This is a genomic window from Halovenus aranensis (genome assembly GCF_900100385.1).
GTDB classification, from domain to species: domain Archaea; phylum Halobacteriota; class Halobacteria; order Halobacteriales; family Haloarculaceae; genus Halovenus; species Halovenus aranensis.
Genome location: NZ_FNFC01000011.1, coordinates 88,372 through 101,378, shown reverse-complemented (window position 1 = coordinate 101,378; position 13,007 = coordinate 88,372). Strand labels below are relative to the sequence as shown.

The 13,007-nt window shown below is 62.6% G+C and carries 12 protein-coding genes and 1 tRNA gene; 6 read left to right on the top strand and 7 right to left on the bottom strand.

The window, feature by feature from the left end:
* Positions 1 to 473 precede the first annotated feature (473 nt).
* A complete protein-coding gene (locus BLR34_RS12110) occupies positions 474 to 2,681 on the top strand; it encodes a S8 family serine peptidase (protein WP_176765313.1) in 2,208 nt (735 codons plus the stop codon).
* A 97-nt stretch (positions 2,682 to 2,778) separates the two neighbouring features.
* Here the strand turns inward: BLR34_RS12110 and BLR34_RS12105 are convergent.
* Both BLR34_RS12105 and BLR34_RS12100 read right to left on the bottom strand, forming a co-directional pair.
* Positions 2,779 to 2,912, bottom strand: a tRNA-Met gene (locus BLR34_RS12105).
* 157 nt (positions 2,913 to 3,069) lie between these two features.
* The gene (locus BLR34_RS12100) at positions 3,070 to 3,255 is read right to left on the bottom strand and encodes a DUF7550 family protein (protein ID WP_092703377.1); all 186 of its coding nucleotides are present in this window, start codon (positions 3,253 to 3,255) and stop codon (positions 3,070 to 3,072) included.
* A gap of 162 nt (positions 3,256 to 3,417) precedes the next feature.
* Between BLR34_RS12100 and BLR34_RS12095 the strand changes: the two genes are divergently transcribed.
* Positions 3,418 to 4,503: a KaiC domain-containing protein gene (locus BLR34_RS12095; RefSeq protein ID WP_092703375.1), complete on the top strand. Its 1,086-nt coding sequence runs from the start codon at positions 3,418 to 3,420 to the stop codon at positions 4,501 to 4,503.
* Here BLR34_RS12095 and BLR34_RS12090 read toward each other — a convergent pair whose 3' ends face one another.
* Positions 4,504 to 5,640, bottom strand: coding sequence for a DUF7118 family protein (locus BLR34_RS12090; protein WP_092703373.1), 1,137 nt, complete (start codon positions 5,638 to 5,640; stop codon positions 4,504 to 4,506).
* On the bottom strand, positions 5,627 to 5,998 hold the full coding sequence (hisI, locus tag BLR34_RS12085) for a phosphoribosyl-AMP cyclohydrolase (RefSeq protein ID WP_092703447.1): 372 nt from the start codon (positions 5,996 to 5,998) through the stop codon (positions 5,627 to 5,629). The genes BLR34_RS12090 and hisI overlap by 14 nt, the downstream gene beginning before the upstream one ends.
* Positions 5,999 to 6,100: 102 nt before the next feature.
* Between hisI and BLR34_RS12080 the strand changes: the two genes are divergently transcribed.
* The gene (locus tag BLR34_RS12080) at positions 6,101 to 6,385 is read left to right on the top strand and encodes a PadR family transcriptional regulator (protein WP_092703371.1); all 285 of its coding nucleotides are present in this window, start codon (positions 6,101 to 6,103) and stop codon (positions 6,383 to 6,385) included.
* A gap of 30 nt (positions 6,386 to 6,415) precedes the next feature.
* On the opposite strand, the gene BLR34_RS12075 is transcribed toward BLR34_RS12080, so the two are convergent.
* The gene (locus tag BLR34_RS12075) at positions 6,416 to 7,516 is read right to left on the bottom strand and encodes an oxidoreductase (RefSeq protein ID WP_092703369.1); all 1,101 of its coding nucleotides are present in this window, start codon (positions 7,514 to 7,516) and stop codon (positions 6,416 to 6,418) included.
* A 106-nt stretch (positions 7,517 to 7,622) separates the two neighbouring features.
* On the opposite strand from BLR34_RS12075, the gene BLR34_RS12070 reads away from it, so the two are divergent.
* The gene (locus tag BLR34_RS12070) at positions 7,623 to 8,819 is read left to right on the top strand and encodes a M24 family metallopeptidase (protein ID WP_092703445.1); all 1,197 of its coding nucleotides are present in this window, start codon (positions 7,623 to 7,625) and stop codon (positions 8,817 to 8,819) included.
* A 6-nt stretch (positions 8,820 to 8,825) separates the two neighbouring features.
* Here the strand turns inward: BLR34_RS12070 and BLR34_RS12065 are convergent, their stop codons facing one another.
* A complete protein-coding gene (locus BLR34_RS12065; RefSeq protein WP_092703367.1) occupies positions 8,826 to 10,424 on the bottom strand; it encodes a Na+/H+ antiporter NhaC family protein in 1,599 nt (532 codons plus the stop codon).
* An 83-nt stretch (positions 10,425 to 10,507) separates the two neighbouring features.
* On the opposite strand from BLR34_RS12065, the gene BLR34_RS12060 reads away from it, so the two are divergent.
* Positions 10,508 to 10,927 (top strand): universal stress protein, encoded by a 420-nt coding sequence (locus tag BLR34_RS12060; RefSeq protein WP_176765312.1) that lies wholly within the window; start codon positions 10,508 to 10,510, stop codon positions 10,925 to 10,927.
* Between the two features lie 87 nt (positions 10,928 to 11,014).
* Positions 11,015 to 11,917, top strand: a complete 903-nt coding sequence (locus tag BLR34_RS12055) for a zinc ribbon domain-containing protein (protein WP_092703363.1) — start codon at positions 11,015 to 11,017, stop codon at positions 11,915 to 11,917.
* On the opposite strand, the gene BLR34_RS12050 is transcribed toward BLR34_RS12055, so the two are convergent.
* Positions 11,914 to 13,005, bottom strand: a complete 1,092-nt coding sequence (locus tag BLR34_RS12050) for a DNA topoisomerase IV subunit A (RefSeq protein ID WP_092703361.1) — start codon at positions 13,003 to 13,005, stop codon at positions 11,914 to 11,916. The genes BLR34_RS12055 and BLR34_RS12050 overlap by 4 nt on opposite strands.
* Between the last annotated feature and the right edge of the window lie 2 nt (positions 13,006 to 13,007).

Below are 13,007 nucleotides of genomic sequence, written 5' to 3'. Positions count from 1 at the left end.
CGTCGCTGACCGCTGACACCTGTATCACTCACAAAGGGGAGGCCCCGTTTCTGTAATCGCCGACTGCAAACCGACAACGAGAGCCTACGCTTGGACAACGGGTCTATACGACGCTGGCGGCGCGTTATCTGACCTGCCGTCGACGAAGTTGCGCCGTACTGTATCTCAGTCAGCTATCAGCACTCACTGACGGTGATATCGGAGAAACGACCCGCAGTAATCAGTATGAACCGGTATCTGTGCAAAGCGACGCGGAGACAATACGGCACATACCGGCCGCACCCGTCTCTGAATGCACGGATTGAATCGACACAATCGGCAGTTAGTTAACCAACTGGCAGATGTGCACTTTGGCAACGATGAGCGAAGACAATGCTCGTTCCTCGATCGGTGTTTCAGTTGAACGAAAAATACCTAGCGAAGACGCCTTCACCGTCCAGACTAGTGAGCAAATCCGTCTGCAGATTCACACAGTGCCCGGCCAACGCGACGAGGCAGTCGAGGCCGTCGAGAAGGCCGGTGGGGATGTGGTACACAGCTACGACACGCTAGTCGTCGCCGATATTGCGACCGACCGTGTTAGAGAGGTGGCGGAGTCGAGTGCGATACGGCTGGTCAACGAGTTCGTGTCCCCGGAACCACACGGCAATCCCAGACCGAACGTGAGACATCTCGACCTTCCCGACGGCATCGAGGTACCGCGAGAACCGGTCGAGGACTGGCAGGACGTTCTGGCCGAGTACGGGATTACCGAGGCCGACCTCCCGGACCCAATCGACCTCCCCAGCGAGGCAGACGACACAGAGACGGCCAACACCACAGCCCTCCCGAAGACAGAGGGGCGAGAGATACTCGGTGCAGACGACCTACACGCCCAGGGAATCACCGCAGAGGACACGACAGTCGCGGTACTCGACGTCGCCCCGTTCGATGTCGACAACGAACAGTACGCCGACCAGGTTATCGCAACGCTCGGAGCCGACCCCGAGGACAGCGACTTCGACACATTCTACCGGGAATCGGGCGGCCACGGGGACGCATGCGCGGACATCGTCTCGGTCATCGCGCCCGACGCGGACCTCGTTCTCGGCGACCTCAGGGCCCTAGACCCGCCCAACCTGCCCACCGCTCTTGACACACTCGAAGCAAAGTTCCCAGAGGTAGACGTTGTGAGTTTCTCGGTTGGCTTTCTTCCGGACTTTCGTATCGATGGGTTCGACCCGATAAGTCTCCGTATCGCAGAGTTCACAGAGAACACGGACTCCGTTTTCGTCAACTCCGCTGGCAACTCCGCCGCGGTCGAGGTGGCCTGGATGTTCGACGAGACGCTTGGTGCGATTCCGCTCCCACAGGAAAACGGCGATGCGTACGACTCGCAAGGAGACGGCGTCTTCGACGGGGACGGCCTGCTGAATTTCGACGCGAACTTCGACGCGGACCTGCCGGTATCCACGCGACTCCCAATCCAGACCCCGGTCGACGTGACGGCATACGCGTGGGACGGGATGTTTAGCCCGCTCTCGAACGACATCGGCTGGACGGTAACACACTGGGATGCTGACCCGGTCGTCGACGACCAGGTGTACGAGGCCCGACTGTATCCAACCCCCGAGGCCGACGACCCGGTCGAAGCGTCCGAGACCAACAACCCCTGGGAGACAATCGTCGTGCTCGCGGAGTGGTTCGAAGGTGAGACGACGGTCACGGTGGACGTTGCAAACGGCGCGTGGGTCGTTAACGACGTTACGGGAGACGCCGAGGGGAGCGTCGTGGCGTCTTCTGGTCCCAATCCCGACCTTCAGTTCCCAGAGGGGCAACGCATTACGATTGAGAACGAGGCCTGGGACGCCAACCCAATCGAGTTCCGGGCCGATGACGGCACGCCGCTGTTGAGTCAGGACCCCAACGTCGACGGAGAGTGGGAGACGAATCCTGTCGTCGACTGGAAGCAAAATGGGAGCGAGGTGACGTTCAACGTCACGAACGACCCGGGAGCCGTGGCTGTCGGCGTCCCCGGGTTTTCGGACCTGCTTTCGAGCTACGTCTCCACGGCAGACGAGACCGTCACAGGAGCCGTTCAGTCCACGCAGGCGCTTCCAATCTACCTCGAAGTCGAGGAGATAGACGCCGACGACGACCACCACTTCGATGTCTGGGGACAGTTCGGCGATGTCAACATCCCTACTCCGTGGGCGACGGACGCACGGTCTATCGGGATTCCGGCGCTGAGCCGCGACTCGAACCTGCTGTCGGTCGCCGCGGTCCAGGCGGTCGACCTCGGTGGCGGCGACGGTGAGACGGGACTGGCATTCGAGCGAAACAAGGGCGATCTGAAAGGCTACTCCTCGCAGGGCCCGACCCAGGACGGACGACGGGGCATCGACATCGCCGGACCGTCACACGTCTCGACGGCTGCCCGCGGTCCAATCGAAGACGTGTTCGGGTTCAACGGCACCTCCGCCGCTGCACCCCACGTCGCGGGGGCCGTCGCACTCATGTATCAGGCCGCCTCCGAGACGCTGTTCGAACAGCAGCAATCGAGCGAGTCACTCGCCCCAAGCGAGGAGGACCGGGTGACGGCGACGGTCAGTGACGACGAGGTGCCAGCTCTGGGCGAGTACGTCGTCAGCGCAATCACCGACGACGGCGATATTCAAGGGACGCTGACTGTCGACGACTAATCGGCCACGATTTCGGTTGCCGCGACGCGCTCGGTCACTGCGTGGCAACCTCGGCACACAGTCGCTGCTGTCGCTTGGTGTTGTGAGTGTGTGAAAATGCCCGGGGAGGGCTCCGAACCCTCGATCTCCGCATGTCCCAGGTACGAGGCAAGCCCCGCGGGAATGCCGGAGTGTGCCGCGTCGATTGAAACCCTATGAGTGCGGCGCTATGACCAGCTAAGCCACCCGGGCGCACTCGGTGATAATGGGGTGGTCGTCTTTAACGTTCTCATCCGCAGTCGCCATCGGCAACAATCCCCACGGCGTCATTGCGGCGATTCGGGTATCGATATCGGTGTGTCATGAGACGAGACACATCTCAGAGAGCGCTGGCGGTAACGACTCGGTATCAGGCAAGCACGAGCGGCAGGCCGAAAATGACCGCAAGCCCGACGACCGAGACGAGACATCCAATCGTGACCTGAGTTCCGGTGAACGCGCTCTGTGGTGCTGTCTGTCTGTACGGCGGTTCGCGCTCTGGGGGCGTCGGTTCGCTCGGGTCGTACGCCGGCCGGTCGTCGTGGTCGTCTGCCATACGCCGCCTTTCGAGGGCCGGTTATTTCGTTGTGTCGGAGTCGGTTCCGCTGGCGTGGCTGTGGCCGCTACAGACCCGACGGCGACCGTACGGTGGGCGAACGTTTTAACACTGAGAGGGATAACCGTCTGGTATGCAACTGCTGGCGGAGGTGTCAGGGCGATGAGCGAGGACGGGGCCTCCGACGACGAGGACTGGTTCGAGCAGGGCCTCCGTGACTCGGACGAGGACAGCACCGACAGCGAGGACTGGGGCTCGGCAGACGACAGCGACACAGCGGCGACAGATGCCGAGGCAGGCTGGACTGATGAGGCTGGCACAGACGACGGCGAGGCGGAGTCGTCAGCCGACTGGACACAGTCGGTCGGTTCCGACGATGACAGTCAGTCCTTCGGCGACGATTTCGGCGCAGATGACGGCGCGGGCGGTGCCTTCGGCGGCGCCGAAAATGCTGGCAGTAGTGAAGACGACGGCCTGTTCGACGAGGGGTTCGGTGACGCGTTCGGTGGTGCCGGCGACGACGGCGATTTCGCCGAAGAGGACTTCGAGTCGGAGATTCCACGCCTCGATTTGGGTATCGAGGGGCTCGACCAGATGATACAGGGCGGGGTTCCGGAGAAACACCTCATCGTCGTCATCGGCAGTGCCGGGACCGGCAAGACGACCTTCGGGCTCCAGTTCCTGAACCACGGTCTCAAGAACGGTGAGAATGCGGTGTTCATGACACTCGAACAGAGCCGCGAGGCTATCACTGCCACTGCAAACGAGTGGGGCTGGGACTTCGAGCGATACGAGCGAGAGGGCCAACTCGCCGTCGTCGACCTCGACCCCGTCGAGATGGCAAACAGCCTGGACAACATCCAGGCGGAGCTCCCAGAACTCATCAAGGATTTCGGCGCGGACAGACTCGTTCTCGACTCCGTCTCGCTGCTCGAGATGATGTACGACGACCAGGCAAAACGGCGCACCGAGGTGTTCGACTTCACCCGGTCGCTGAAAAAGGCCGGCGTGACGACGTTTCTCACGAGCGAAGCCAGCGAGTCGAACGCGTATGCCTCTCGACACGGCATCATCGAGTATCTCACCGATGCGGTGTTCGTCCTCCAGTACGTCCGCGGCGAGACACAGGAGACGCGACTGGCGGTCGAAATCCAGAAGATTCGGAACGCCAACCACTCCCGCGAGCAGAAACCCTACGAGATGACCGACGAGGGAATCTCGGTCTATCAGCAGGCGAATATCTTCTGACTACCGGTCGGGGTAGCCTTCGAGGGCGTGTTCGAGGGTCTCGCGCTCCGTGCGTGCCGCCGACAGTTCCGCTTCGATATCGTCGCTTCGGATGCGCTCGCGTTCCTCCTCGCTGAGGTCTTCGCGGACAACCGCGGCGTCGCGAATCCGCTCGTAGTCGGTCGTCCGGGGGAGGGCTGCAACCTCGCGAAGCTGCTCGACCACGTCCGGTGCGAAGCGGTTGACTGCGGCGGTCAGCTCGCGACAGCGATACTGGAGTTCCTCGGCCGCTGGCGGCGGCCACGAGACTGTCAGCGGCCCACCGTCCAGCCCGTCGAGATACGTCTGTTTCCGGCCGACGACGCGGGTGAGCGTGTTCGGCTCGTCGACGTAGTGTGAGAGCTTCGACTCCGAGTAGTCTGCGTACTCGAGCAGCGTCGGAATCGACTCCTCGCCCGGGGGATGTTCTCGGACGTATTCGAGAAGCTCCGCGTCGGGCTTCTCGAAAGGGACCAGCGGGTAGTCGGTCATCGCGTCCAGAAAGTCGAACACCTCCCGCGTCGACGCCTCTCGCGTGAACGAGTCGAAGGCGTCGGTGACGGCGTCGTTGTACGTCTCGATTGGCTCGCGTAACGTCTCTGTGGGCGCATCGAGGTCCGCGTCGGCGAGGCGGGCCAGCCGTTCGAGGTCTGTGATGTGCTCGTCGAGTTCGCGAATCCGATACCGGATGTCCCGCCGCGTCTTGCGGTAGGAGTCGAGTATCTCGTCGCGCTCTTCGAGGCGTGAGACGAGGTCTGCGACCGGTTCGAGCTGTTCGCGCACCTCCCTGATGTCGGACTCGTGGAACCACCGCTGCTGGAGCATCTCGTCGCACTCCTCGAAGACCTCGGCGAGCAGCATCTCCTCCGAGACCTCTTCGACGACCTCGGCGATGGCGCTCTGGAACTGGATGTTCGTCTCGATGTCTCCGCCGTCGTCGGTGACGTCCTCCTCGAACCGGTCGAGTACGTCGGTAAACTGCCCGTAGACATCCGCCAGCTCTCGCAGGTCGGCCTCACCGAACTCCTCGACGCGCTCGACGGCCTGCTCGTACCGGCTGTCGAGGTCGTCGAGCTCTGCGACGAGGTCGGGCTCTGTCGGGCGGTTACTCGTAGACATCGTCCGGGTCGAAGAGACGGTCGGCGACGACATCACCGTCGAGTGTCCGGTAGAAACACGATTCATAGCCCGTGTGGCAGGCGCCACCGTCCTGGTCGACGAGATAGAGGAGTGCATCGCCGTCGCAGTCGACCCGGACCTCCTCGACGTGCTGGACGTTCCCACTCGTCTCGCCTTTCTGCCAGAGTTCGTCACGGCTCCGGGAGTAGTAGTGTGCCAGCCCGGTTTCGGTGGTCCGTTCGAGCGCCTCCTGGGAGACGTACGCGAGCATCAACACTTCACCGGAGTCGGCGTCCTGGGCGATAGCCGGCAGTAACTCCTGCTCGTCGAAGGCAGGGTCCGGCGGTTTGGTACTCATACACGAGAGGTAGATGCTCATCTGCATAGGTCTTGGGATGGCTCTCCCGACTGGAGACGGCTCCGTCGAAATACACAAGCCACCGCCGCGAGTGTGTCCGGTATGCCACGATTTCTCCAGAGCGGCCGCCGCCGAGATATCTGTGTGTTGCTCGCCGACGAGCCACGGCAGGCACAGGCGCTCAAATCTCGACTTGAATCGCTGTACGACACACGCATCGACCCGAAGTCGTTTTACGGCGCTCTCGATGCCCTCGAAGATGCCGGCTTCGTCGAGACACGTACAGAGGGCATCCACGACGTGTACGCGCTGACGACAGCGGGAGAGCAGCGCCTCCACGACCACGTCGAGTGGATGCTCGACCACGTCGACGTGACACCGGAATAGACGACTGCATGGACCACCCCCGGGTCTCGCCTAGTCCTCGAGTGTGAGTTCGTGCTCAGAGATAGTCGCTTCCGGCCGCAGGAACTCCCGATAATCGAACTCGGTCAGTTCGTCGCCGTCGGCGACTCGCTGTGGCCAGTCGGGGTTTGCGAGTGCGCCCGTCGCGAGCGTCAGGAGGTCTGCACCGTCTTCGAGTGCACTGCGCGCGGCCGCCGGGGTTCCCAGTCCACCGTTTGCGATGACGACCGTGTCGTCGGTGACGTACTCGACAGCCGCTTTTGCGAGCGTGAGGCCGTCCTCGCCGAACGAGGCGACCGTCGCGTCCGGCTCTGTCGTGTGGATAAACTCCGCCCCGGCGGCCGACAGTTCCTCGAAGAACACTGCCGCGGCGTCTTCGCCCTCGTCCCACTGGTGGTCGGTGTCGGTCACCATCGTCTGTGAGACCCGGATGCCGACGACGAAATCCTCGGGGACGGCCTCGGCGATTGCGGAGACGACTTCGGCCGGATACCGGACGCGCGCCTCCGGGTCACCGCCGTACTCGTCGTCACGCTGGTTCATCGTCGAGGAGAGGAACTCGTTGAGGAAGTAGCCGTTTGCGCCGTGTATCTCGACGCCGTCGAAGCCGGCCTCGGCGGCATTCGTGGCCGCCGAGACGAACCCCTCACGCGCCGTTTCGAGGTCGTCGTGGGTGGCCTGCTCGGGCACGGGATAGGACCCACTCCCGCCGTAGGCCTCGGACTTCTCGGCCTCCGGCTGGACTGGTGACGGCGCGATAGTCTCCTGGGGTTCTGACGGCGGCATCCCCTGGTTCTGTGCGCCACAGTGCATCAGCTGTGCGAAGATGGGCGAGCCGGCGTCGTGGACGGCGTCGACAACCTGTTCCCACGCGTCGACTTGGTCGTCTGTGACCAGCCCCGGCTGGTTCAGATAGCCCTTGCTGTAGGCGCTGTCGGTGTAGACTCCCTCTGTGACGAGAAACGCGAACCCGCCGTCGGCGAACTTCGCGTAGTACTGCGCCATCTCGTCGGTCGCACATCCGTCGGCCGTCGCACTTACCCGCGTCATCGGCGCCAGACCGACACGGTTGTCGAGCGTCAACCCCTGCAGCGACGTTGAATCGAACAACATTTCGAGGGGAGGTATGTGTTTCAGCGGAATAGGCCACTCGTTCTGTCTCCGGCAAAAGGGTTAGAACCCAGTCGGCCGAACAGCGGATATGTCAGCACCTGCAGACCTGTCGACGGAGCTGCCAGCCAGCGAGTACGACGACCGCCTGAAGGCGGTTCGGGAACGACTCGCCGAGACCGACGCCGACGCCGCCGGTTGGTTCGGCGCGACGAGTATTGGCTACCTGACCGGATTCGGTCACATCCAGACCGAACGGCCCGCCATGCTGGCGGTGACCGAGGAGACAGTCGCTATCACCGTTCCCCGACTCGAACGCGAGCGCATCGCCGACAACGACCACATCGACCGAGTCCACACCTACTTCGATTATCCACAGGGGCGTCCAATCGAGACGATAGCGGGGATGCTCTCGGAACTGGACGTGACGACGGTCCTCGCCGACGGCGAGGGCGCACCTGGCGTCATGGGGTACGAGGGACCGCCGTTGACAGAGTACGTCGACGTAGACACGCAGTCGTGGGTCGACCGGATGCGCTGGGCCAAATCCGACGCCGAAATCGACCTCATCCGCGAGTCAGCGCGCTGGGGGAACCTCGCCCACCGGTATCTGGCCGACGAGACAGAACCGGGCACACACCCGGCGACAGTCAGTCAGCGGGCCTCGCTGCGTGCCTCGCGGGCTATACTCGATACGCTCGGAGACCGGTACGTGGCGACGGTCCGCGGCGACGGACCTGCCCACGCTGGGTTCATCTCCGGGCCACAGACGCGTCTCCCCCACGGCCACACCGCAAATCGGCGTCTGGAGCAAGGCGACGTGCTGATTACCGGTGCCTCGGCGAACGTCGACGGCTACTTCTCGGAACTCGAACGGACGATGTTCGTCGGTGAGGTCAGCGACGAGGACGAACACTACTTCGAACTGATGCTCGAAGCCCAGCGCATCGCTATCGAGGAGATGGGGCCGGGAGTCGAACTCGCCGCCGTCGACGACGCCGTCTGGTCGTACTTCGAGGAACAGGGCATCACCGACCTCGCACAGCACCACGTCGGCCACAACATCGGGATGGGTGCCCACGAACCGCCCTATATCGACCGCGGGTGGGGAACCCACTGCGAGGAACGCGACAGCCGAGACGCGGCCGACGCCGTCATGGAGCCCGGCCACGTCTACACCATCGAGCCCGGCATCTACACCGACAACGCGGGGTATCGTCACTCCGATACGGTCGCAGTGACCGAGGACGGCACCGAGCAGTTGACCTATTTCCCACGAAATCTGGAGGCGAACGTCATTCGGTAGCCGGCGCTACTGGTCCTGTGATATCTCCTCGTACTCTGGCTCCTGTATCGGCTCGATGTCGAAGACGTTCGTCTGGAGCGTAGAGAGCCCATAGACCAGCCCGACAACCATCCCGATACCGAGAAGCAAGAGTAGCCACGGCGTCACTCCGGTAAAGCCCCAGATGAGCATCAGCACGATGACGACCAGCGCCACGGTGACGGCGTAGTACAGCTGTGTCCTAACGTGGTCGATGAGGTCGGCCCCGCTGAACGTCGCAGAGAGGACAGTCGTATCCGAAATCGGCGAGCTGTGGTCACCGAAGATTGCGCCGGAGAATATCATCCCGACCATCACCGCAACGAGTTCGTGACTGGCCGCGATATCCCAGGCAACCGGTATCGCAATCGGCGTAAGAATCGACATCGTGCCCCACGAGGAGCCAGTCGAGAAGGCCGTGAACGCGGCTGCGAGGAAGACGATTACCGGCAACAGATTCTCGCCGACGAGGCCGTCGATTTGCTCGGAGACGAACCGTCCCGTCTCGAGGGCAGAGACCGTCTCGCCCAGCGACCACGCCAACACCAGAATCGTCACTGCCGTCAGCATGATGCCGAAGCCGTCGATGGTCGTGTCGACGCTCTCGCCCAGCGAGAGGATGCCGTAGGCGTACCCGAGGACGTACGACGAGGCGACCATGCCGAACGAGCCGAGCAACAACGCGAGCGTGAAGTCGGCGTTGTCGCTGAACTCCTCGACCCCAGCGCCCTGGAAGACGTTCCCGGTCCAGGCCGCGACGCCGAGTACGCCGACGACGAGGACGAGTATCGGGACGACGAACGTCGCGATTTTCGGGTCGTCGACGTTCGGCTTCCCGAGGTCACCCTCCACGTCCTGCATCGGCCGCGCGCCGTCGCGGTTGACTTTCCCGGTGGTCGCCGAGCGACGCTCGGCAAACAGCATTTCGCCGAAATCCCGCTGTGTGACGACGATGACGAAGACCATCACAATCGCCAGAATCGAGTACATGTTGAACGGCCACGCCTCGAGAAAGACGCTGAATCCGCCAGGAATCTCTTCTTCGGGCAGGCCGGTCTCCTCGTAGCCCAGCTCGATCATCGATATCTGGAAGGCGACCCACGAGGAGATGCCGAGTGTCGCCGCCGGCGCTGCGGTCGAGTCGATGAGATAGGAGAGTTTTTCCCGCGAGATACGGAGGTTGTCGGAAATCTCTTTCATCGTGCTCCCGACGATAGCTGTGTTGGCGTAGTCGTCGAAAAAGAAGCCGGTCCCGAGACCCCAGGCCATCAGCCCGGCCGTGCGCTGGGAGTCAATTCGGGTCATCGCCCAGTTTCGTATCGCAACTGCACCACCGAGGCGCCATATCATCGCGACGCCAGACCCGAGCAACAGCGTAAAGAGGATAATACGGACGTGGAACCCCTCGTCTGCGAGTATCGCGGCGACTATCCAGTCGAACGTCTGAATAATACCGACGTTACCGGTGTACAGAACTGCGCCAGACCAGATGCCGAGGAACAGCGACAGTATTGCCTTCCGCGTGATGATTGCCAGCCCAATCGCAACAAGCGGCGGCACGACCGACCAGACCGTTGCTTCAACCATATTGTAGACGCACAGCAGTATTCGATATAAAAGTGTGTGTATTTATATAAGCAAAGCGGGTATTTCTCTGAATGTGTGGTGTTATGTCACGAATACTGGTTCCGTTCGATGGGTCTGACAACGCTCGCGACGCGCTGTCGTTTGCCTGCGAGACGTTCGCCGACGAGGAGTTGCTCGTCTTGTTCGTGGTCGATACGTCGGTCACGTACCAGCCCGAGCGGACGGTCGGAATGAAGTTGGGTGATATCTACGAGAAGCGCGAAGAGGAGGGCCGAACACATCTGTCCGAGGCCGAGGAGTTGGCGGCCGAACACGGCACCGAGGTGGTGACTACTCTCGAACACGGGAAACCATCGCGGGTGATTCTCGAACAGATTGACGACGATATCGACCACGTGGTCCTCGGGAGTCACAGCCAGTCCGCTTTGGAGCGGTTCTTTCTGGGAAGTGTCGCCGAGCGAGTGGTCGAACGCTCACCCGCGTCTGTCACGGTTATCCGGTGACTTGCCACGGCCGCGAAACAGGGCAACATCGTTTTCTACGAGGGCCGCCTCACCGGAGACAAGCGCCGTCGGAGGTCTATACACGCGATGAATCCGACCACCTCGTACTGTCCGAACTGCGGCAGGGATGTCGACGAGAGCGACCGCTACTGCGGCCAGTGCGGTCACGACCTCACCGGTTCGTCACGGGCAGACCGGAGCCACCAGCAGTTTCGGGCGCGGGTCAGCGACCACCTCGCCAACGGTTGGGCCGTGCAGTACGACGGCGGCGACGAGGTCGCGCTCGTGAACCGCACCTACGGCTCAGTGCCCGTCCACATCCTCCTGTTGCTGTTTACCGGTGGTGTTGGTAACCTCCTGTATGGCTGGTATCACTACGAACACACCGCCGAGCGGAAAGTACTCCGCGCTCACGGCGAAGACAGTCGACCGGGTCAGCCTGCACGGACAGCGGCGACTGGGGGCAAAAACCGGGACACCGACGACCAGGACGGCACCGTCTCGGGCTACGCGAAAGGGCTGCTGTCGGTGGCTCTCGGAATCGCTATCCTCACCTCCTTTGGCACGTCGCCGGTCGGCATCACACTCGCAGTGACCTGCCTGATTCTGGCGACGCTTCTGTTACCGCCGACCCGCCGACGCATCGAGAACCGTCATCCGCCGACGACGTTCGGCCCGACGACCACCGTCGACGAGCAGTTCGTCAGGAACACCGACAAGCCGTGTTCGGTCTGTTTCGACCGCGTCGACCGTGGCCTCAAACGAGAGTACGAGCAGTCCTACGTCGTCGCGGGCGTCCCGCTGTACACCATCGAACGCGGCGAGAACTGGTACTGTGAGGAGTGTCGGACGGCACGCGTCGGCGAGACCGACACGCTCGATGCTGAGCTGGCGGCGATGGACGAACAGACAGCCCCCGGTGTCTCCGGAGCGACCGAGGGACCGACACAGGACACCGACGAGGAGTCGACGCTGACAGAAGACACCTAGAGGACGCCCATCTCGGTCAGGCGCTCGGGGAGGTAGGTGTCGGTCACGAAATCCAGGCCGCGAGCCGCGAGTGACTGCTGTTCTGATTTCTTCTCGATGTCGAGCTGGAGTTCTATCTGCTCGGTCCAGAACTCGGTCTGGAAGCGGGGGTCTTCGAGCTCGGATTCGAGGGCGTTCACGTCAGAGTCAGACAGCGGGTCCGTCGGCAGGTCGTACTCGACGATGTCCTCGGGCCGGATGCCGACGTATTGCGCCTCCGGGGTCGCGAGGTACTCAGAGAGGTGTGCGCTCTTGATAGAGCCGTACGCGACCGAGCCGTAGATGCGGTAACTCCAGGGGTCACCGTCAGTGAAGACCACGACCGGCAAGTCGAGTTCGTCGTGCAGGCGCTTGGTGAGCCGACGGGTCGCCCGCGCGGGCTGGCCCTTCAGGTGGACGACCAGGGCGTTGTACTCCTCGTCGAAGCCGTTCTCGACAAGGCGGTCGCGCATGCCGCCGGTCTCGACGGCCAGCACGAAGTCGGCGTCGTTGTCGAGAAACTCGATGGTATCGGGGTTGTTCGGAATCTGGTAGCCGCCCTCGCCCACGTCTTCCTGGCAGTGAATCTCACGCTCGCCACGGCGTGTCTGTTCGCGAATCTCCAGTGGTCCCATCACCGTCGCGCCCGACTCCTCGGGACGCATGTGGAAGTCCTCGCGGGTGACTCCCGAGACGATTTCTAAGTCCTCGATGAGCTGGTTCGACTCGTCCTGGCTGGAGAACTGGGCCTCGTCGAGGTCCCACGACTCGGAGAGGTAGTAGAGTTCACGCAGTGTCGAGGAGCGGCCCTCTTCGAGTTGGCGGGCGAGGAAGTCGATGGCGTAGGTCGCCTTCAGGAGCTTCTGGGCACCGCGCACGGAGTTGGCACTCCGGGTCGACGTTCGGTCGCCGTAGACCCAGACACCGCTGTCTTCGTCGTACTCGATGTTGGTCTTCGTCCGGGTCGGTACCTCCATGCTGGGGACGGTCCCGTCCTCGAACTGCTCGTAGAACTGGTTAGCGAGACTCAGCAACTGTTCGCGGGCGTCGGATGTATCGTCAGTGCTCATGG

Coding starts and splice junctions, on each gene's coding strand:
- BLR34_RS12095 (WP_092703375.1), top strand. CDS start 3,418: ATGAGCGAGGACGGGGCCTCCGACGACGAGGACTGGTTCGAGCAGGGC.
- BLR34_RS12050 (WP_092703361.1), bottom strand. CDS start 13,005: ATGAGCACTGACGATACATCCGACGCCCGCGAACAGTTGCTGAGTCTC.
- BLR34_RS12065 (WP_092703367.1), bottom strand. CDS start 10,424: ATGGTTGAAGCAACGGTCTGGTCGGTCGTGCCGCCGCTTGTTGCGATT.
- BLR34_RS12075 (WP_092703369.1), bottom strand. CDS start 7,516: ATGTTGTTCGATTCAACGTCGCTGCAGGGGTTGACGCTCGACAACCGT.
- BLR34_RS12090 (WP_092703373.1), bottom strand. CDS start 5,640: ATGTCTACGAGTAACCGCCCGACAGAGCCCGACCTCGTCGCAGAGCTC.
- BLR34_RS12055 (WP_092703363.1), top strand. CDS start 11,015: ATGAATCCGACCACCTCGTACTGTCCGAACTGCGGCAGGGATGTCGAC.
- BLR34_RS12100 (WP_092703377.1), bottom strand. CDS start 3,255: ATGGCAGACGACCACGACGACCGGCCGGCGTACGACCCGAGCGAACCG.
- hisI (WP_092703447.1), bottom strand. CDS start 5,998: ATGAGTACCAAACCGCCGGACCCTGCCTTCGACGAGCAGGAGTTACTG.
- BLR34_RS12080 (WP_092703371.1), top strand. CDS start 6,101: ATGCCACGATTTCTCCAGAGCGGCCGCCGCCGAGATATCTGTGTGTTG.
- BLR34_RS12060 (WP_176765312.1), top strand. CDS start 10,508: ATGTCACGAATACTGGTTCCGTTCGATGGGTCTGACAACGCTCGCGAC.